Origin of the sequence: Peristeroidobacter soli (assembly GCF_004138485.1) — a bacterium.
Lineage (GTDB): Bacteria > Pseudomonadota > Gammaproteobacteria > Steroidobacterales > Steroidobacteraceae > Steroidobacter > Steroidobacter soli.
This window is the reverse complement of the sequence record NZ_RYEV01000004.1, coordinates 1,285,628-1,305,605: the sequence shown is the minus strand read 5'-3', so window position 1 is coordinate 1,305,605 and position 19,978 is coordinate 1,285,628. Positions and strand designations below refer to the sequence as shown.

General features: G+C 63.4%; 14 protein-coding genes. 13 read left to right on the top strand and 1 reads right to left on the bottom strand.

Going from position 1 to position 19,978, the window contains the following annotated elements; translation table 11 throughout:
• The first annotated feature begins 8 nt into the window (after positions 1 to 8).
• The 12 genes from EKO19_RS20720 to EKO19_RS20665 all read left to right on the top strand — a co-directional run bounded on the left by EKO19_RS20720 (position 9) and on the right by EKO19_RS20665 (position 18,285).
• A complete protein-coding gene (locus EKO19_RS20720) occupies positions 9 to 1,676 on the top strand; it encodes a gamma-glutamyltransferase (protein ID WP_129778339.1) in 1,668 nt (555 codons plus the stop codon).
• Between the two features lie 86 nt (positions 1,677 to 1,762).
• Positions 1,763 to 4,018 carry a TonB-dependent receptor gene (locus tag EKO19_RS20715; RefSeq protein WP_129778338.1) on the top strand — a complete coding sequence of 752 codons (2,256 nt, stop codon included), beginning with the start codon at positions 1,763 to 1,765 and terminating at the stop codon, positions 4,016 to 4,018.
• An 80-nt stretch (positions 4,019 to 4,098) separates the two neighbouring features.
• Positions 4,099 to 5,892 (top strand): gamma-glutamyltransferase family protein, encoded by a 1,794-nt coding sequence (locus EKO19_RS20710; RefSeq protein WP_217705484.1) that lies wholly within the window; start codon positions 4,099 to 4,101, stop codon positions 5,890 to 5,892.
• 144 nt (positions 5,893 to 6,036) lie between these two features.
• Entirely contained in the window at positions 6,037 to 7,281 is a 1,245-nt protein-coding gene (locus EKO19_RS20705; protein WP_129778554.1) for a sarcosine oxidase subunit beta family protein, read from the top strand.
• Positions 7,281 to 7,616: a sarcosine oxidase subunit delta gene (locus tag EKO19_RS20700; protein ID WP_129778337.1), complete on the top strand. Its 336-nt coding sequence runs from the start codon at positions 7,281 to 7,283 to the stop codon at positions 7,614 to 7,616. The genes EKO19_RS20705 and EKO19_RS20700 overlap by 1 nt, the downstream gene beginning before the upstream one ends.
• Entirely contained in the window at positions 7,613 to 10,576 is a 2,964-nt protein-coding gene (locus tag EKO19_RS20695; RefSeq protein WP_129778336.1) for a sarcosine oxidase subunit alpha family protein, read from the top strand. Before EKO19_RS20700 ends, EKO19_RS20695 begins: the two co-directional genes overlap by 4 nt.
• Entirely contained in the window at positions 10,569 to 11,060 is a 492-nt protein-coding gene (locus tag EKO19_RS20690; protein WP_129778335.1) for a sarcosine oxidase subunit gamma, read from the top strand. Before EKO19_RS20695 ends, EKO19_RS20690 begins: the two co-directional genes overlap by 8 nt.
• A gap of 5 nt (positions 11,061 to 11,065) precedes the next feature.
• On the top strand, positions 11,066 to 11,917 hold the full coding sequence (gene purU, locus EKO19_RS20685; RefSeq protein WP_129778334.1) for a formyltetrahydrofolate deformylase: 852 nt from the start codon (positions 11,066 to 11,068) through the stop codon (positions 11,915 to 11,917).
• Between the two features lie 21 nt (positions 11,918 to 11,938).
• A complete protein-coding gene (locus EKO19_RS20680; RefSeq protein WP_129778333.1) occupies positions 11,939 to 13,297 on the top strand; it encodes a sodium-dependent transporter in 1,359 nt (452 codons plus the stop codon).
• A gap of 175 nt (positions 13,298 to 13,472) precedes the next feature.
• Positions 13,473 to 13,985, top strand: coding sequence for an RNA polymerase sigma factor (locus EKO19_RS20675; RefSeq protein ID WP_157995363.1), 513 nt, complete (start codon positions 13,473 to 13,475; stop codon positions 13,983 to 13,985).
• Positions 13,986 to 13,987: 2 nt separating this feature from the next.
• The gene (locus EKO19_RS20670) at positions 13,988 to 15,973 is read left to right on the top strand and encodes a S9 family peptidase (RefSeq protein WP_175597135.1); all 1,986 of its coding nucleotides are present in this window, start codon (positions 13,988 to 13,990) and stop codon (positions 15,971 to 15,973) included.
• Positions 15,974 to 16,047: 74 nt separating this feature from the next.
• Complete coding sequence (locus EKO19_RS20665; RefSeq protein WP_129778330.1) at positions 16,048 to 18,285, top strand: TonB-dependent receptor; 2,238 nt, start codon at positions 16,048 to 16,050, stop codon at positions 18,283 to 18,285.
• Here the strand turns inward: EKO19_RS20665 and EKO19_RS20660 are convergent.
• Positions 18,241 to 19,134, bottom strand: a complete 894-nt coding sequence (locus EKO19_RS20660) for a bifunctional 5,10-methylenetetrahydrofolate dehydrogenase/5,10-methenyltetrahydrofolate cyclohydrolase (RefSeq protein WP_129778329.1) — start codon at positions 19,132 to 19,134, stop codon at positions 18,241 to 18,243. The genes EKO19_RS20665 and EKO19_RS20660 overlap by 45 nt on opposite strands.
• Positions 19,135 to 19,285: 151 nt before the next feature.
• Here EKO19_RS20660 and EKO19_RS20655 point away from each other — a divergent pair, with 151 nt between their 5' ends.
• Positions 19,286 to 19,978 (top strand): TetR/AcrR family transcriptional regulator, encoded by a 693-nt coding sequence (locus EKO19_RS20655; RefSeq protein ID WP_129778328.1) that lies wholly within the window; start codon positions 19,286 to 19,288, stop codon positions 19,976 to 19,978.

Here is a 19,978-nt window from a genome sequence, read left to right as displayed (position 1 = left end):
AATCCGACATGAAGAAACATGCGTTGCTACTCAGTGCCGCGGTCATGGCCGTGCCAGCCGCACACGGTCACGGCATGGTGACAGGCACGACGGGATCGACGGCGATCGAAGGCGGTGTGGAGATTCTCAAAGCCGGCGGCAGTGCGGCGGATGCCGCGATGGCGACCGCGCTCACTCAAGTCTGCATGGCCGCCGGTTCGTGGGTGAGCTATGCCGGCATCATGACGATGGTGTACTTCGACGCCGCCAGCGGTCGGACCTACAACATGAATGCCGCCTACAACACCGTGAAGGCGGAAACGGACGCCACGACTCTGCCCGGCATCAATCCGGTCGATCTGGCAAAGGATCTGCACGGCGGCAGCTATCAGCCCAGTGGCAGGACCGCGTTGGTGCCGGGCTTCATGGCCGGCGTCGAGGCGGCGCATGAACGCTTCGGGAAATTGCCGCGGCAGAAAGTGTTCGAACCCGCCATTCGCTGCGCCGAGCAGGGCGTCGAGTGGAGCAAGGGACTGCAAGGTCAATACGAATTCCGCAAGGCCGTGCTCGGTCGTCTGCCCGAGACCAAGGCGGTCTACGTCAAACCTGATGGCAGCGCCTATCAGCCGGGCGAGACATTCAAACAACCCGCGCTGGCGCAGACGCTGCGCCATGTCGCCAACGACGGCGCGGAATACATGTATCGCGGCCCGTGGGCGAAGAAATTCGTCTCCGCTCTGGCGCGCGATGGCGGCCGCATGACCCTGGAGGACCTGGCGAACTACAAAGTCATCTGGTCCGAACCGCTGCACTCGACCTATCACGGGTATGACCTCTATGTGCATGGGATGCCCGCCGACGGCGGCGTGAACCTGGTGCAGGCGATGAACCTCGCGGAAATCGCCGGCCTCTCCCAGATGGGGAAATATTCGCAGTCGCCGCAGGCCATGTTCACCCTGGCGCAGATCGCCAAAGTGCAAATGCTCTTTGAATACGATCCCGGCGCCGCGCAGAAGCTCGGCATCGATCTGTCCCTCACGTCGCGCGTCAAGAAAGAAACAGCCGCGACCCTTTGGAAGGAGATGCAGGCGCGCCGTGCCGCCACTGTTTCTTCCGCGAACCCGAAGCCGGCTCACTCCGATGCCGTCGTCGTCATCGACCAGTGGGGCAACATCGCAGCTGTGTGCCATTCGATCAACGCGGTGAGCTGGGGCGCCTCGGGAATCAATGTCGACGGTGTCTCGATTCCCGACTCCGCTTCGTTTCAGCGCGAAGCCATCGCCAAGGTCGCGCCCGGCGAGCGCCTGCCCGATCCGACCCAGCCCGGCCTGGTGGTGTTGAACGGCAAGCCCTTCATGGGCTTCAGCTCGATCGGCGCCGGCCTGCAAAACCGCACGCTGGGCGCGCTCGTCAATGTCATGGACTTCGGAATGACGCCGCAACAGGCGATCGACGAGCCGAGCCTGGGCTCGTTCCTGTTCGGCGTGCAGGCCGAAGGCGGGCCGCCGCTGGCCGTCGGCAAAGGCGACCTCACCCCGGAGTTCATCGCGAAGGTCGGCGAGCTGGGACAGCCCATCGTCGAGAACGACTCGCTGCGCGGTTATTGGATTGGTGTGCAGGTGGATCCCAAGACAGGTGAGCTGCACGGTGGCGCCATTCGTGAGCTGGCGCTGGGCGGTCGCGCTGTGGGGTATTGAGCAAACACTCTGGAGGCGGCGTCCTGAGCCGCCCGCCTGGTCGCGTCCGATAAGTAATAGATGATCCATGGGAGGTTGCCGTGTCGATGTCACATTCTCGTGTGTTGTATCTGCCGATCACTGCGGCGCTGGCCGGCGCAGTCAGCGTGCCCGTCGTCAGTTTTGCCGCCGAGAGCGACGCGGCGAGCGTGCTGGAGGAAATCATCGTCACAGCGAACAAGCGCAATGAGTCGCTGGAGAAAGTGGGTTCGTCGGTCACGGCGATCGGTGAGGATCTGGTGGTGCGCGTGCACGCGGAGGATCTCAGCGATCTTGCCGCCTACATCCCCGGCGTGAGCGTCGCGGCTTCGGCTGGCTCATCGAACCGCATCATCATGCGCGGCGTGTCGACGGGCAGCAGCGATTTGAGCCCGGCGGTCGGCGTCTATATCGACGATGCGCCGTTCGGCTCGAGCTCGGGGTTCGCGCTGGGCGCGCTGTTCAGCCCCGACATCGATCCGTTCGATCTGGAGCGGGTCGAGGTGCTGCGCGGACCGCAAGGCACGTTGTATGGCGCGAGCACGCTCAGCGGCCTGGTCAAATATGTGACCAAGAAGCCGGATCTGCAGAACTGGGATTCGTATGCGCGCCTGGAATACGGTCGCTCGACGGGAACGGACACGGACGGCTATTCGACGCGGGCCGGCACCAACATTCCGCTGTGGCGAGACAAGATGGCGGTGCGCTTGAGCGGCTTCTACTCTCACAACGACGGGCCATTGACGGATGTGCGTACGGGACGCACCGGCCTCGAGGAGCGATCGAGCCAGGGTGGCCGGATCAAGTTGCGGATCAAGCCGAGCGATCCGCTCACCATCGATCTCACGGCGTTCGTGGATGAGAGCAACACGCCGCATGTCGGCACCGTCGACGGCAACGCACAGACGTTGCAGCCGATCTACGGCGAGTTTGCGGGATTCAACTACGTCGACGGCTTCAGGCGCTCGACCTACACGGTGACCGAGGCCACCGTGAACTATGACTTCGCGAACGGCATGACGCTGACTTCGGCGACCAGCAATTCCCGTTTCAAGGTCAGCATGCTCTCGGACTACACGACCATCTACGTGCCGGCATTCGTGCCGTCGTTCGGCGCGCTGGCGTCGCTGTTGCAGGCGGCCGGTCCCGTGGCGCCGTCGACCGAGCGATTCACTCAGGAACTGCGCCTGGCGTCCGCGCCGAGCGAGAAGTTCGAATGGATGACCGGCCTGTACTATACCGATGAAGACAACCGCTACGTCAGCGGCACCAATATCATTTATAACTACGGCGCGCCGCCGCCACCGGCATTGGCGCCGACGCTGGCCCTGCTGTCCAATTATCAAACGGTGATCAACGATACGAAGTCGACCGAGTACGCGGGCTTCGCCAACGTCACGTACTACATCACATCGACCTTGGACGTGTCGGCGGGCGTTCGCTACAGCCACAACGAGCAGGACCGCGACGTGACGGCGAGCGGCTACCTGCAGCTGATCGGCCTCTTTCCCGCCCGCTCGGGGGGCGAGTCGAACGAGGATGTGCTGACCGAATCGCTGGGAGTGCGCTGGCATCTGCCCGGAGAGTCGATGCTGTATGCCCGCTACGCGACGGGCTGGCGGCCGGGCGGTCCGACCAGCACTTCATCGTTCGATCCGGATGAAACCAAGAACTATGAGATCGGCTTCAAGACCGCGGGCCTGGACGGCCGGCTGCGGGCGGACGCGACGGTGTTCTATATCGATTGGACCAACATCCAGCTCAACTACTTCAATGGCACCAACACCGTCATCGGCAACGCGGGTGATGCGCGCAGCCGGGGCGTGGAGTTGCAGGGCACGTTTGCGCCGGTCCGCTCATTCACGGTGTCGGCGAATGTTTCGTACACCGATGCGGAGATGACCCGTCTGCTGCCGGGAGCACGAGGCGGCGCGGTGGTGGGCGATCGTCTGCCGCTCACGTCGGAATGGGCAGCTGGCCTGCTGGCGGACTACTCACTGCCGTTTGGCGGCAACAAACTTTGGAGCCTGGGCGGCGGACTGCGTTATCGCAGCGAATATGACTCGAGCTTTCCCGGCGACACGGGCACGCGGTTCTATACGATTCCCTCGACGCTGTTCGTGGACGCCCGCACCGCCATCAGCTGGAACGATCGGTTTGGCGTCAACTTGCAGGTGTTGAACGTGGCCGGCGAGCACAGGATCGCGGCGGCCTCGCAGTCGTTGGCGGTGTCGGCCGCGACCGCCGACGCAATGGGGTTACCCGTGCAGATCGGGTTCACACCGGATCGAACCTACCAGCTGTCCTTCACCGCGCAGTTCTGAGCGCGAGCCAGCGCCATTGTGGCGAGGGCCGCCTGCCGCGTCTTGGACGGCAGGCGTTTCAATCATCGGAGAGAAGTTGCATGGCTACTGATCGTCGTCAATTCATCCGAGGCGCGGGCCTGGTGGCAACGGGCCTCGCCGCCGGCACTTCGGTCGCCGATGCCGCGGCCCGTGGCTCCACGCAGAATGGGCAATTCTCACTCAAGGATCTGTCTCGTCAGGGTCCCAAAGAAGTGGTGCGCGGTAAGCGCGCCGTCGCCAGCAGCCAGCATCCCATCGTGACGCAGACCATGCTCGATGTGTTGAAGGCCGGCGGCAATGCCATGGATGCGGTGATCGCCGGCTCGATCACGCAAGCGACCGTGCAGATCGACATGACCAACCACACCGGCACGGTGAGTTGTTTGTATTGGGATGCGAAGTCGAGCACCACGCATTACTTGAACAGTATGGGCACGTTGCATCCCGACTTGCCGCCGATGCGCACCTATCCACCGGGGCTGGGCGGTGTCGCGGCCGGTCCGCCGATGGCGTGCATTCCCGGCTTCATGCCCGGCATGCAGGCGATGCATACGCGTTTCGGCAGTCGCCCCTGGGCGTCGCTGGTCGAACCGGCGATTCCGTGGGCGGAGGAGGGCTTTCCGCTCGATGAATTCACCCGCTCGGTGCTGGATTTCGAGCTCGACGGCAACACGTATTTTCCAGCGATGCGGGCGCTCTATACGCCCAATGGCTTCACGCCTTCGGTGGGCGAGCGGCTCAAGAATCCCGAGCTCGGCAAGACGCTGCGCAAGCTGGCCGACCAGGGCCCGGAATATTTCACGCACGGCGACTGGGCCAGACATTTCGTGGAGCTGGCGCATCAGGTGGGCTGGCAGATCAAGATCGAGGATCTGTCGGCGAATGCGCCGCGCTGGATGGAGCCGCTGCGCTATCGGCACAAGGGTTACGAGATCGCGCAGCCGGCACCGCCCGAGCGTCAGGGCCTGTATTGCAACCTGGTGCTCGGCATCCTGAAGCATCTGGATGTTGCTTCGCTGGGTCATTACAGCGAGTCGGCCGACAGTCTTTATTACATGGGCCACGCGCTGCGCCGTGCCCATTTCGAACTGGGTCATCTGCACGATCCGCAGTTCTTCGACGTGCCGCTCGACATCTGGATGTCGGAGGACTATCACGCGCGCCTGGCGGAAATTCTCAAGCGCTCGCGTCCGAAGAACAACGTCGATCTCACCCGGCACATCGAGCTCACCACCGCCAGGGGGCAACTGCAGGCCTTCGGCTGGAGTGCGTCGGGGCCGGATACCAAACCGAAACAACCGTCGGGCAGCTGCGAGCTCACCTGCGTGGATGCGCAAGGCAACTGGGCGCAGATGATGAACACGCTGCAGTCGGGCGGCATTCCCGGAATGGTGTGCGACGGCGTGCCCATGATCGGCAGCCACGCGGCGTTCGACATGGGGGCGGCGATCGCCGGCTGGCTGGGCGTGCCGGGCAGTCGGATGCGTTCGGTCATGAGCAACACCATGGTGCTCAAGGACGGCAAGCCTTATCTGTCGTTTGGCTCGCCCGGCAATGTTCATTGCACGGTGCCGCAGATGCTGTCGAACGTCCTCGATTACAGCTACGATCCGTACGAAGCCGCCGTCCTGCCGCGCATGTTGCCGATGCGTGACGACAATACGATCGAGATCGAGACGCGGATTCCGGAACGGGTGTTGCGCGACCTGGCACGAATCGGCGCAAAGCTCAGTCCGCTGCCGCCCTACGACTTCCACATGGGGTCCTATCAGCAGGCCTGGCGTGATCCGCAGACGGGATTGCTCAGTGCGAGCACCGACCCGCGCCGCGCGGGCCGCGCCGGCGGGATATGACATAGTTGCGAGACTGCAGGCGATGTCTTATCCGAGCCGTACGGCGATTGAGGGCGTCCGGCGGGTCGAGAAAGGTCCGCTGAGGAAACAGTCAGCTGCTGCGTCTTAGGGCAGACACGACCCTTGAAGCAGTCTTTTCGTCGAATGCATCACTACTCGTTCTTTTCCTTGCTCTCCGGCGCGCTGGGACGACACCGGCGCTGGAGCCAGGCATGGCGCAGCCCCACGCCCCGCAAAGCCTACGATGTCGTCATCGTAGGCGCCGGCGGCCACGGGCTCGCCACCGCCTACTATCTGGCCAAGAAGCATGGCATCCGCAACGTCGCGGTGCTGGAAAAAGGCTGGCTGGGCGGCGGCAATACCGGGCGCAACACGCAGGTCACGCGGTCCAACTATTTCTGGCCGGAGAGCGCGGCGTTCTACGAACACTCGCTCCAGCTCTACGAGGGGCTCAGTCGCGATCTGAACTTCAACGTGATGTTGAGTCAGCGCGGCATCCTGACCCTGGCGCACAGTCATCATGAGCTGGAGAGTCTGCGTCGTTGGGCCAATGCCATTCAGGTGAACGACATCGACTCGGAGCTGATGACGCCCGAGGAGATCAAGAAGCTGGTGCCGCTCATGAATATGGAGGCACGCTTTGCCGTGCACGGCGGATTCATCCAGCGACGCGGCGGCATTTCCAGACACGATGCCGTCGCATGGGGTTACGCGCGCGGTGCCAATGCCCTGGGCGTCGACATCATTCAGCAATGTGAAGTCACGGGGTTTTGCCGGCAGGGCGAGCGTGTCGTCGGCGTAGAGACTTCTCAGGGCACGATTGCCGCGGGCAGTGTCGTCCTGTCTGTGGCGGGTCACTCCACTGTGCTCGCCGGCAAGCTGGGGCTGCGTTTGCCCATCAGCAGCATGGCGCTGCAAGCGATGGTGAGCGAACCGATCAAGCCCTGCCTCGATACTGTCGTGCTGTCGCCGACGGTGCACATGTACGTCAGTCAATCCGATCGCGGCGAACTGGTGTTCGGCGGCGGCGCGGACATCTACACGAGCTACGCGCAGCGCGGCGGTCTGCCGGCCTTCTATCAGAACGTCACCGCGTTGCTCGAACTGTTCCCGGCCTTCCGTCAGTTGCGCTTGATGCGCCAGTGGGCGGGCATCGTCGACATCACACCCGACACGACACCCATCATGGGCGGCACGCCCGTGCCCGGGCTCTATGTCAACTGTGGCTGGGGCACCGGAGGTTACAAGGCGATCCCGGCGGGTGGCGACACCATGGCGCATACCGTGGCCACGGGCAAAGCCCATCCCTTGATCGCGAAGTTCGGCCTGGAGCGCTTCACCAGCGGCGCGCTGATCGATGAAGGCGCGGCGGCTGGAGTGGCTCACTGATGTTACAAATCTCTTGTCCTTACTGCGGCGTGCGCGACGAAGAAGAATTTCGTTTCGGCGGCGAGTCGCACGTGACTCGCCCCGCGCTCGACGTCGACGATCGTGTCTGGGCGGACTACTTGTTCAATCGTATCAATCCGAAAGGCATCGCCTACGAGCGCTGGCTGCATTCGTACGGCTGCGGCCGCTGGTTCAACGTGGCACGCGACACCGTGACGCACGAGATCCTCGCGGTCTATCTCATGGGCGCCGCGAAGCCGCAGCTGTCCGAAGTGACGCCGGCGCGCGAAGCGCAACCGAAGCGCGTGCGTACGAGCGAAGGAAGTCTGTCATGAGCCGCTCCGGCGCCCATCGGGTGGAGAAGGGGGGGCAGCTGGACCGCGCGCGCAAGGTGTCGTTCACTTTCAATGGCCGCGCGCTGGTCGGTCACGTTGGCGATACGCTGGCGTCGGCGCTGTTGGCCAACGGCATCAGCGTCGTTTCGCGCAGTTTCAAATATCACCGTCCTCGCGGCATTTTCTCGGCCGGTGTCGAAGAGCCCAATGCGCTGCTGCGGGTCGAGATCGACGGTCTGGCCGTGCCGCTGGTGCGTGCGACCCTGCAGCCGCTGGTGGAGGGCATGGTCGTCACCAGCGAGAATTGTTTTCCCAGCGTCGACTTCGATCTGGGCCGCATCTTCGACCGCGTGCACGGGTTGCTGCCGGCCGGCTTTTATAACAAGACGTTCAAGTGGCCGAACTGGCACACCTATGAGGATGCGGTCCGTCGCATGGCGGGCCTCGGCACCTTGCCGACCGGCGACGACAAGACCTCGTTCTTCCGGCATCACTTGCGTTGCGACGTGCTGGTCGTCGGTGCGGGTATTGCCGGTCTCGCGGCAGCATTGGAAGCGAGCCGTGCAGGTGCGCAAGTGGCACTGATCGAACAGGATGGCGAACTCGGCGGACGAGCGCTGCACGAACGAGTGCAGGTTGAAGGTCGGACCGCCAAGAGCTGGATCGACGCCGCGGTGAGCGAGCTTGCACGCGCGCCTCGCGTCCGGATCCTGAAGCGAACGCTGGTGGCCGGCTACTACGATCACAACGTGCTCACCGCGCTCGACCTGTCCGATAAAGAACATCCGGACGGATCGGTACAACGGTTCTGGATCATCCGTGCGCGCGAGGTCGTGCTCGCCACGGGCGCCATCGAGCAGCCGCTCGTATTCGCTCATAACGATCGTCCCGGCATCATGCTCGCAGGCGCGATGCGGACTTATCTGAATCGCTATGGCGTGGCCGCCGGCCGTCGCGCGGTGATTGCAACCAACAATGACGATGCGTATCGAACGGCTTTCGACCTGCATGATGCGGGTATCGAGGTCGCCGCAGTCGTCGATGCCCGGACGAACGCGGCGCGAAACATTGAAGAGGGTATCCAGCAACGAGGCATCAAGGTGCTTCGCTCTTCCATGGTCGTCGACACGCGCGGTTCGACCACGTTGAAAGCCGTTGCGGTCGATGAACTCGCCAACGACGGTCGCAGTCTCGGCGCCAACCGGGTTTGGATTCCGTGCGATGCGCTGGCCGTGTCCTCCGGCTGGAATCCGACGGTGCATCTGTATTCACAGGCCGGCGGCAAGGTGCGCTACGACTCGTCGCTGGCCTGCATTCTTCCTGACAATTGTCGTCAGCGCGTGCGGATCGTCGGCGCCGCGAATGCGGAGTTTGCAGTTTCGAGCGCGATCGCGAGCGGCACTCACGCGGGACGAGAAGCGGCGGCCGAGAGCCGACCTGTGCCAAGAGACGCAGGTCGCGAGCATCGATCGGAGACGAATGGAATCCGCGCCGTTCGTCGCGCGCCGCAGGCTTCAGCGGCACGGCAATGGGTGGACCTGTTGCACGACGTGACCACGTCCGACATCGAGCTGGCGGTTCGCGAAAACTTCGTCGCGGTCGAGCACTTGAAGCGCTACACCACCAACGGTATGGCCGTCGATCAGGGCAAGACCAGCAATCTGAATGCACTGGCCGTGCTGTCGGATCTGACCGGGCGTGGGATCGAAACGCTGGGCACGACCACCTATCGGCCGCAGTTCATGCCGGTGACGTTCGGTGCCATTGCCGGCGGCGCCACGGGCGATCTGTATGTACCGCCGCGTCATATGCCGGCGCATCGCTGGCATGTCAGGCACGGTGCACAGCTCGACGACTACGGCGGATGGAAACGTCCGGCTTGTTACTTGCGTGGCGCCGAGACTCGCGAAGCGGCGATCAACCGCGAAGTGCAAGCGGTGCGCACGGCGCTCGGTCTGTTCGAAGGTTCGCCGCTCGGCAAGATCGAAGTGCGGGGCCCCGATGCCGCACGCTTCTTACATCGCATCTACATGAACAATGTCACTTCGCTGCAGCCGGGCAAAGTGCGCTACGGGCTGATGCTCAACGAGAATGGCATCGTCATCGATGACGGCGTGTTCGCATGTCTGTCGCCCGAGCATTATCTGGTCAGCACCACGGGCGCCAATGCCGAGCGCATCGCCGGCTGGCTCGAAGAGTGGCATCAATGCGAATGGCCGGATCTCGATCTGGTGTTGATGCCGGTGACGACGCAGTGGGCCGTGCTCACCTTGGCCGGCGCAGCGGCGCGGACTCTGTTGCAGCAGTTGCCGGGCGATATCGATTTCTCCGCCGCCGCGTTCCCGCACATGAACTATCGGGAAGGGCAGCTTGCAGGCCGGCGTGCGCGTGTTCAGCGCGTGAGCTTCACCGGCGAGCTGAGTTATGAAATCAGTGTTCCCGCCAACGAGGCCGAAGCGTTCTGGGACGAGCTGATGCAGCGGGGGGCGCAGCTCGGCATCGCGCCCATCGGGCTCGAAGCCTGGCTGGTGCTGCGTTTGGAGAAGGGCTTTCTGCACGTGGGATCGGACACCGACGGCACCACCAATCCGCTGGACCTGGGCTTCGGTGCCATGGTCCAGAAAAAGGCCGGCGACTTCGTCGGTCGTCGCTCGCTGTTGCGCACCGCCGATCAGGAGACCTCGCGACGTCAGTTCGTGGGCTTGGAACCGGTGGAGGCGGGGGCCTCGCTGGTGGCTGGCGCGCACGTCATTTCTACGTCACCCAAGCGTAGCCAGGGATTCGTTACGTCGGCGGCTTTCAGTCCCACGCTGGGACGGTCGATCGGCTTGGGGTTGCTGGAACGAGGTCATGCGCGCATCGATGAGATCGTCACTGTTTTCGATGAGGGGCGCACACTGCAGGCCCGAGTGGTCAAGCCTGCGTTTTTCGACCCTGCCGGAGAGCGCATGAATGGCTGACAGACTGGTCGAGATGGACGCGCATCCGCGGCGGGCCAAGGTTCGTTTGCGTATAGGGATGTCGGCGGCGAACGAGGCCGTGCGATATGGGCTGCCGGGCATGCTCGAGGCGAAGACGTCGGGCGAGGTGACGGTGCTGTCGCTGGGACCGGATCAGTGGCTGCTGGTGAGCGATCAGCTGTCGGCGGAAAAGCTGATCGCGATGTGTGCCAGCGAGTTCGCGACCGTGAGACATCACGCAGTGGATGTATCGGCGGGGCTCAATTGCGCCACGGTTCGAGGTGAGACCGCGCCGGCGCTGTTGTCGATGGGGGCGGGTATCGATTGGTCCACTCGATGCACGCGCACTCGATTCGCAGCCGTGCCGGTGGTGGCGCATCGCCATCACGAGACGTCGTTCGATCTTTATTACGACCGCAGCTTTGCAGACTACCTCGGTCAATGGCTGACCCATGCGCTGCGCGATCCTTTCTTGAATCGTTGAGTATCATGCCCCAGTTCACGCTGTCCATTTCCTGTCCCGACCGCACCGGGATCGTCGCCGCGATCTCCGGTTTCATCGCCGAGCGCTCCGGTTCCATCATCGAAGCGGCGCACTTCGTCGATGCGTTGTCGCAACGCTCGTTCATGCGGACCATGTTCAAAGGCGACACGTTGCCGTCGCTGGATACGCTGCGCCAGGAGTTCGCGGTCACGGCCGAGCGGTACGGAATGGACTGGGGCCTGCATGAAGCGGAGCGTCGCTGCAAGGTGCTGGTGGCGGTGTCCAAGCAAGGGCACTGCCTCAACAGCCTGTTGCATCGCTGGAGCATCGGCACGTTGCCCATCGACATCGTCGGCGTCGTGTCGAATCACGCCACGCACGAGCGGCTCACGCAGTGGTACGGGCTGCCGTTTCATCACTATCCCATCGAGCCCGGCGCGAAGGCGGAACAGGAGGCGCGAATCCTTCACCTGTTCGAGTCCACCGGCGCGGAACTGCTGGTGCTCGCCCGCTATATGCAGGTGCTGTCGGATGAGACCTGTCGGCGGCTGGCCGGCCGGTGCATCAACATTCATCACTCGTTCCTGCCAGGCTTCAAGGGCGCCAGGCCCTATCATCAAGCCTACGAGCGCGGCGTGAAGATCATCGGCGCCACCGCGCACTATGCCACCGCGGATCTGGATGAAGGTCCCATCATCGAACAGAACGTCCAGCGCGTCGATCACACGCAGCAGCCCGAGGATCTGGTCGAGATCGGCCACGACCTCGAAGCCATGGTGCTGAACAACGCCGTGCGCTGGCACGCCGAGCATCGCATCTTCGTCACCGGCAATCGTACCGTCGTGTTGCGCTCCTGAGATAACGACAAAGGCTATCGCATGAGTTCCACCAGCGGCCGATGGTCTTCATGGTTTGCTTTCAACCTCGCGGCAGTGGGCGCGTCGGTGGGATTGGGTAGCATCTGGCGGTTCCCGTATCTGGCGGGAACCAATGGCGGCAGCACGTTCTTACTGGTGTTCATCCTTGCCTGCGTGGCGATCGCGACGCCGCTGCTGGTCGCCGAGTTCATCATCGGCCGCAGATCGCGACAGAGCCCGCCGGAGGCTGCGGGGCACCTCGCGACGACTTTCGGTTACTCACGCTCGTGGAACTGGATCGGCGTGCTGGGCACGATTGCCTGTGTGCTGATCATTTCGAGCTACACCGTGATCGCCGGCTGGGTGATCGCGTATGCATGGAAGTGCGCCTCCGGTCAGATCATGGGGCTGTCACGACCCGAGATCGCCGAGCATTTCTCGGGCTTCCTCGCGAGCCCTTGGCAACTGGGCTTCTGGCACCTGTTGTTTCTGGTCATCGTCGGCTGGATTTCGGCGCGAGGATTGAATCGCGGCGTCGAGATCGCGAACAAGGTGCGGGCGCCGGGGCTGCTCATTCTGTTGCTGGCGTTGGTGGGTTATGCGCTGGTGCAGGGCGATGTGCGCGGTCTCACATTCGCGTTTCAGCCCGATCTGAGCAAGCTCTCGGCGGACCTGGTGCTCGCCGCGATCGGTCAGGCGTTCTATGCGACCGGTGTGGGCATGGCGATCATGCTGGCGTATGGCGCGTATGTGCCGAACAACGTGTCGCTGGTTCGCTCCGCGCTGTTGATCAGTGCCTCGATCGTGACCGTGTCGGTGCTGGCCACGGCCATGGTGTTTCCGCTGGTCTTTCAATATGGCTTGAATCCCGCGCAAGGGCCGGACCTGGTCTTCAACGTGCTTCCGACCGCGTTCGTGGAAATGCCCGCGGGGCAGTTGGTGGGAACGTTGTTCTTTCTGTTGCTGGTGCTCGCCGCGCTGACGCCGACCATCGCGGGGCTGGAGCCCGTGGTCGCGTGGCTTCAGCAACGTCGTGGCTATTCGCGCCCCAAGGCGGTGTTCTGCTCGGTCGCGATCGTCTGGGGGCTGGGGCTGGGCAGCGTGCTGTCGTTCAACGTGTGGAAGGACTGGCACCCGCTGGCGTGGACCTCGCTGTTTCAACACAAGACCGTGTTCGATGTCGTCGACTTCGTTTCTTCCAACATCCTGTTGCCGGTCGGCGCCTTGCTCACCTGCGCCTTCATCGGCTGGCGCCTGCCGGCATCGTTGGGCGAGCAGGAGCTGGCCGTGGACGCGCCGATCCTGCGCCGGTGCTGCCGGATCCTGCTCGCATTCATCTGCCCGGTCGCCATCTGCGCCGTGCTCATCGCCGCTCTCTGAGCCATCCGTCGATCCGCCTCTTTTGCGCCGCAAAGGCGCTTTCTAAACACTTCTGTACGGAAGCGTCCGGTCTGTTGTATGCTCGGCCAACCATACAGAATTGTATGGTTTGGCGAGCGTTCTGGACCGACAAAGAAACAGGGGTGGGGCGCCTATGGCGGTGGCAGCTGAAAGAATGGCCAGCGAGCGAATGACCGATGTGTTCCGGGGGCTCGATGCGCCGTTACGCGCATTCCTCGCGCAACAGACGCGCTCGCTGGATGATGCCGAGGATCTGGTTCAAGAGATTTTTCTGCGACTGTGGCGCATGGGCGCGCCCAGCGAGATTCGCAGCTTCAAGGCCTTCGCGTTCAAGATGGCCTGCAATCTGGTCAAGGACCGCAGCCGGCGCACTTACACCCGCATGATGCGCCAGGCCGTGCCGGCCGGCGACGTGCAGCTCTCCGACATGGGGGAGGGCGAGCCCTCCAGCGTCGTGCAATCCATGCAGATGATCGGCATCGTCGCGCAGACGCTGGCTAAGCTGCGGCCCAGCACACGCGAGGCATTCTTGTTATATCGACTGGAGGCCTGGTCGCACGCCCGGATCGCCGCGCAGATGGGAATTTCCGTCAGCATGGTCGAGAAGCACGTGAGTCAGGCAACCGCGGCTCTGCGTAACGCAGGCGTCGAGTACAGCGAGGGTTGAGCGTGGATCGGGACATCAGACAGACACAACTGTATGGCAAGGTCTGCGACTATTTCCGGACCTTGAACGCGGTCGGACAGGACAGGATTGTCGATGCGGCGGACCTCGCCGCTTCCGCCGATGGTGGGCGAGTCGCATTCACCGGCACGCTGCACGAAGACCTGTCGCGCGCGCCGCTCACTCGGGTTTGTTTGCTGGATCTCACGAGTCGCAAGCTCTCGCGGGTCGAAGCCGGCAATGGCAGCGATCGCCTGCCTCGCTGGTCGCCGGACGGCGCGTGGCTGGCGTTCATTTCGGATCGCGCCCAGGCGGGAAATTTCCAACTCCATCTGGCTCGCGGCGATGGCAGCGACGTGCGAGCGGCGCCTGCCGTCGACGGCATCATCGAAGCATTGCAATGGTCGCCGGACGGTCAGCGCATTCTGTTGCTGGTGGCGGGCTTCGGCGCGGATCTGGCGGGCTGTCAGGGCGGCAACACCACCTTCAGCCAGGCGCAGTCCGCGCAGTTGCCAGCATGGATGCCCACGGTCGATACCGGCGACGCGGCGAATCTGTGGCGCCGCTTGTTTGTATTCCGAGTCGAGGCGGAGCAGATGGCTGCGCTGGCCATGGACGGTATCAATCCCTGGGAAGCGACGTGGGTGGGTAATGAGCGCATCGCCGCCGTCACCTCGCGTTCTCACAGCGAGGGATCGTGGTATCGCGCGCAATTGACATCGTTCGATCTGAGCGGCGGCGAGTCGCATGTTTTGTTCACGCCGTCGGATCAGATTGGCGTGCCGGCAGGATCGCCGGCCGGGCGCAGAGTCGCGATCATCGAGGCCGTGTGCAGCGATCGCCTGATCGTCTGCGGCGACTTGAAGCTGATCGATACCGTTACGGGCAGGGTTCGTACCATCGACACCGCGGGCGTCGATGTCACGCACGTCGCCTGGCGCGACGAGCGTCACCTGATGTTCACCGGTCATCGTGCTTTCGAGACCGTGGTCGGCGAAGTCGATGTCGAGACCGGCAAGGCCGCCGAGCAATGGGCCGGCACCGATCGCACGTTCGGCAATTGGTATCCCGTGGTATGGCCCTTGGCCTCGGGTGGCTGCGTCGCTGTCGGCGAAGCCTACGAGGTCGCGCCGGAAATCGTGCTGATTCGCGACGGTCACTACGAAGTGATGCTGTCGCTCGATGCCAGGCCGAAGCGTGAAGCGGCCAAGGCGCACATCGCACCGGTCATGTGGCGTGGCCGCGATGGCCTGGAAATCCACGGCTGGCTGGTGAAGCCCGCGGTCGACCGGCCGATGCCGGTCGTGATGGATATTCATGGCGGGCCGGTGTGGAGTCATCGCAATCGCTGGCAAGGACGATTGCGCGGCGCCAAGTTGCTCACCGATCACGGCATCGCGGTGTTTTATCCCAATCCCCGAGGCAGCAGCGCCCGTGGGCAGGCCTTCGCGCGACACGTGGCCGGCGACATGGGCGGTGAGGACACGTACGACTATCTCACCGGACTGGATGCGCTGGTCGCGAATGGCACCGCCGATCCCAAGCGCTTGGGCGTGACTGGCATCAGTTACGGTGGCTTCATGTCCGCCTGGCTGATCACGCAGGACACGCGCTTCGCTGCCGCGGCTCCCATCAGCTGCGTCAGCAACTGGTACAGCCAGCATCGCACGTCGCAGATCCCGCACTTCGATGCCATGTTTCTGAAGGGCAAACCGGATCAACCCGGCGGCCACTATTTCGAGCGCAGCCCGTCGATGCATGCCAGCCGTGTGCGCACGCCGACGTTGCAGCTCACGGGCGCGCTGGACCAGAACACGCCGCCGACGCAGGCGTTGGAGTTTCATCGGTCACTGCTGGAGCAGGGCGTCGAGTCGGTGCTCGTGACCTATCCCACGGCCGGCCACGGCATCCGTTCGTTTCCAGAAGTGCTCGATGCCACCACGCGCTACGTCGACTGGTTCTTGAAATATTTCGGGAGCGTGCCTCGCTAGTTCGTCCAGCTGTTGTGGGTCGACGCATACGCTGCGTCTTTGCTGCGACTCGTACAGCATCGGAGAACTGGCACATGTATTCCCGCAACCGGCTTGGCGCGCGATTCTTGTTGGGAGCTCTGGCGACGTCGGCGGCGACGACGCCAGTGATTGCGCAGGAATCGCGCATGGAAGAAGTCGTGGTGACCGCGCGTAAGCGCGCCGAGACCTTGCAGGAAGTGCCGCTCGCAGTGAGCGTGCTCGACTCCACGGCGCTACAAGACAATCGCATCGACACCGTCGACGATTTGTACGGACGCGTGCCGGGCCTGTATTTCACGCAGTCCGGCGGCGCCGCGCCGACTTCCGACTTCGTCTACATCGTGATGCGCGGCGTGGGCTTCAACGGTGGCCAGGAACCTGCCGCCGGCGTGTTCATCGATGGCATGTATCAACCGCAGCTGGGCTTCGATATCGGCTTCCTGGATCTGGAACGATTGGAGGTCCTGCGCGGCCCGCAAGGTACGTTGTTCGGCCGGAACACGCAGGCCGGCGCGCTCAACCTGGTGACGCGCAAGCCCAGTCAGAATCTCGCCGGACGGGTGGAGATGGAGCTGTCGGAATACAACACGTACCGCGTCCTCGGTGCGGTGAGCGGCCCGCTGACCGATACCTTGTTTGGTGGCATCTCGGCCGAGTACGGCGAGAGCGATGGCTATCTCGACAACACGCTGACCGGCAAGCCCGGCGCTCCGTACGACCGTTACTCGGCTCGCGGCACGTTGCGGTGGTTGGCGGCGGACAACGTGGAGATCTCGCTGGCCGCGGATGTGTCTCATCGAGGTGGCAACGAGATCGCGCTCGGCAGTCGTCTGGCGTGTGAGTGTTACGACATCCAGAGCGACAACGATCGTAACGATACCAAGGACAATAGCGGTGTGCAGCTGACGGTGGAGTGGAAGGCGAGCGATGCGTTCGTGCTCACCTCCATCAGCGGTCTGCGCAAGGTCGAGTCGGACATCACCATCGATTTCGACGGCGAGCGCACGAATCAGGCCGTGACGGTCGCGAACGGCAGGCCCGGATCGCGCGTCGCGCCGGGCCCCATCACGTTCCAAGGGGTGCATCAGCGCTCGCAGGTCGAGCAGACATTCTGGAGCGAGGAACTGCGCGTGACCGGCGAGGCCGGTGCGTTCGACTGGTTGGCCGGTGCTTATTATTTCGATCAGACTCAGGATCAGAAGCGCGCCTTCGACATCGGCAGCGGCGTCAGAATCGATCCGGCGGTGGCGTTCCTGGCAGGCACGGCGATCCGCGAGGACTTCGGTACCGATCGCGATGGCTGGGCCTTGTTCGGTCAGGGCAGCTGGAAGGCGACGGACAAGATCGAGCTCACGCTCGGCTCGCGCTTCTCGCGAGAGACGGTGTCGGTGGATGGCGAGCGGCTGCGTAACATCACGCAGATCGAGAACGCGAATCCGACGTTCTTCACGCTGGATGGCGAGGACACGTTCAGCGATGTGTCGTCCACCGCCTCGCTCTCCTATCAATGGAACAGCTCGGTGAGCTCCTACATCACCGCGGCCCAAGGTTGGAAGGCGGGCGGCTTCAATCGTTACCCGAGCACGGCCAATGCGGTCCTGCCTTACGACGCCGAAACCTCGATCAACTACGAGGTGGGCTTGAAAGGCATGTGGCCGGCGCAGCGGTTGTCCGCCAATGTCGCGGTCTACTACATCGACATCAAGGATCAACAATTGCAGACCGTCACGCCGGACTCGAACGGCGTCCCGGTGACGACCATCACCAACGCCGGCAGCAGTCGCAGCCAGGGCGCCGAGCTCGAACTGTCGTTCTCGCCGACGCCGCGTTTCGATGCTTCGCTGTCATTTGCTTACACGGATGCCGAGTTCACCGACTTCACGCAGCGGGCGGCGGGCGGCGCCTTCGTGGTCCGCGATGGCGAGCCGTTTGAATATGTGCCGGAGATCACTGGCTCCCTGACGCTGGAGTACCGATTCCCGGTGATGAGCAGCCGCGACCTGGCGTTGAATGTGAACTATCGTTACGTCGACGAATACGTCGTGTCGGACGGCGGCTTCCTCGCGTCGCTGGGACAGACCCAACGGGTCGAAGCGTACGATCGGCTCGATCTGCGGGCGACGATGGAGTTGGGCGAGTGGAAGGTGTCGGCGTTCGTGCGCAACGTGCTCGACAGCTTCGACTATACAAATATCAGCTACAACGGCTTCGTCGCCGCATCGCCCGCCGAGTTCCTGGTGATGCCGCTAGAGCCGCGCACGTTCGGCGCCGTCGTGAGCCGGAAGTTCTGAGCTCAAGGCGCGCGCCGCCACCAAGGTGTTGTGCAGGAGCATGGTGATGGTCATGGGGCCAACACCACCGGGCACGGGTGTGATGTGCGACGCCTTGCGGCGCACGGCGTCGAAATCGACATCGCCGACGATGCGTCCATCGGGCAGCCGGTTGATGCCCACGTCGATGACCACGGCGCCGGTTTTCACCATCGGCGCCAGAATCAGATTGGGCCGGCCCGCGGCGACCACCAGGATGTCGGCCAGAATGGTGAATTGAGCCAGATCGCGCGTCTTCGCGTGGCAGATACAAACAGTGGCGTCGCGCTGCATGAGCATCAGCGCGGTCGGTTTGCCGACGATGTTGCTGGCGCCGACCACGACGACGTTCTGCCCGGCGATGGGAATCTGCTCGGCTTCCAACAGTTTCTGCACGCCAAACGGCGTGCATGGCGAGAACACGGTCGAGCCCAGCACCAGGCCGCCGACGTTGTACATGTGGAACCCATCCACATCCTTGTCGACCGAGATGCGCTCGAGCACGGCGCGCACCGGTAAATGCGCTGGCAACGGCAATTGCATGAGGATGCCGTGGACGGCGTTGTCCTCATTGGCGGCATCGATGACGGCAAGCAGTTCTGGCAGCGTGATCGAGGCGGGCAACTCGACCGTCGCCGACTCGATGCCGACATCGCGGCATGCTTTCGCCTTGTTGGAAACATAGAGCCGGGAAGGGGCGTCGGTCCCGACCAGGATGACCGTGAGTTTGGGCCGGACGCCAGTGCGCGCCACGAAGTCGGCAATTTCCGTCGCCAGGCCGGCGCGCAAGCGCCGGGCATGCTGGACTCCATCGATGATTCTGGCGCTCATGAATATTCCATACAGTTGTGTACAGAATAGCCTACCCCGGTGAATCCGCAAGCCTTAAAGTACTGGAGTTTCGAGGGGTCACTTCTGTCAAGCGGCGCGACCGACGTTGGGCTAATATGCAGCCCTTCGACCGGATTCCAAGAGAAGCAAAGTGGCCGCAGATTCGCTCACCGTCACGGGCAGAAGGAAGTCGCGCGAGGACTGGATCGCGGCGGCGCGCAAGGTGCTGGTGAAATCCGGCGTGGACAGCGTCAAGGTCGATCGTCTCGCCAACGATCTGCGCGCCACACGCGGCAGTTTCTATTGGCACTTCACCGATCGCGACGAATTGTTGAATGCTCTGCTGCACGACTGGGAAGTCAACAATTACGTCGCCATCTCGACCATTCGCGCCCGCTGGGCCAGTTCCACGCCCGACCTGACCGAGCTCATCGAGTGGTGGGTGCGCGAGGGCACCGAGTCGCCGGCGTTCGGCATGGCCATTCGCACCTGGGCGCGAGGCGATGCGACCGTCGAGGACGTCATGCATCGGGTGGACAACGAGTGGATCAATCTCGTGCAGTTGCTGTTCTCACCGGAGACCTACGATGAGTCCGAGCGGCTGGTGCGCGCCCGCGTGGTTTATTTCCATCAAGTCGGCTATCACGCACTCGCCATGCGAGAGCCGCAGGAAGAGCGTCTGCGCCTGATTCCCTATTACTACAAGGTGCTCACCGGCCGCGAGGCCAGCGACAACCTGTTCAATGCGTTGCGGGCCATCGGCAAGGGCGAGCCGGCGGCGCCGGCCAAAACCCGCACCAGGGCGGTCGCGAAAGAAACATCGAAGCGGCGCAAGAGAAGCTGA

What these genes read in the sequence shown, in the direction of transcription:
- EKO19_RS20710 (WP_217705484.1), top strand. Translation starts at nt 4,099, where the DNA reads ATGGCTACTGATCGTCGTCAATTCATCCGAGGCGCGGGCCTGGTGGCA.
- EKO19_RS20715 (WP_129778338.1), top strand. Translation starts at nt 1,763, where the DNA reads ATGTCACATTCTCGTGTGTTGTATCTGCCGATCACTGCGGCGCTGGCC.
- EKO19_RS20680 (WP_129778333.1), top strand. Translation starts at nt 11,939, where the DNA reads ATGAGTTCCACCAGCGGCCGATGGTCTTCATGGTTTGCTTTCAACCTC.
- EKO19_RS20720 (WP_129778339.1), top strand. Translation starts at nt 9, where the DNA reads ATGAAGAAACATGCGTTGCTACTCAGTGCCGCGGTCATGGCCGTGCCA.
- EKO19_RS20695 (WP_129778336.1), top strand. Translation starts at nt 7,613, where the DNA reads ATGAGCCGCTCCGGCGCCCATCGGGTGGAGAAGGGGGGGCAGCTGGAC.
- EKO19_RS20660 (WP_129778329.1), bottom strand. Translation starts at nt 19,134, where the DNA reads ATGAGCGCCAGAATCATCGATGGAGTCCAGCATGCCCGGCGCTTGCGC.
- EKO19_RS20705 (WP_129778554.1), top strand. Translation starts at nt 6,037, where the DNA reads ATGCATCACTACTCGTTCTTTTCCTTGCTCTCCGGCGCGCTGGGACGA.
- purU (WP_129778334.1), top strand. Translation starts at nt 11,066, where the DNA reads ATGCCCCAGTTCACGCTGTCCATTTCCTGTCCCGACCGCACCGGGATC.
- EKO19_RS20700 (WP_129778337.1), top strand. Translation starts at nt 7,281, where the DNA reads ATGTTACAAATCTCTTGTCCTTACTGCGGCGTGCGCGACGAAGAAGAA.
- EKO19_RS20665 (WP_129778330.1), top strand. Translation starts at nt 16,048, where the DNA reads ATGTATTCCCGCAACCGGCTTGGCGCGCGATTCTTGTTGGGAGCTCTG.
- EKO19_RS20690 (WP_129778335.1), top strand. Translation starts at nt 10,569, where the DNA reads ATGGCTGACAGACTGGTCGAGATGGACGCGCATCCGCGGCGGGCCAAG.
- EKO19_RS20675 (WP_157995363.1), top strand. Translation starts at nt 13,473, where the DNA reads ATGGCCAGCGAGCGAATGACCGATGTGTTCCGGGGGCTCGATGCGCCG.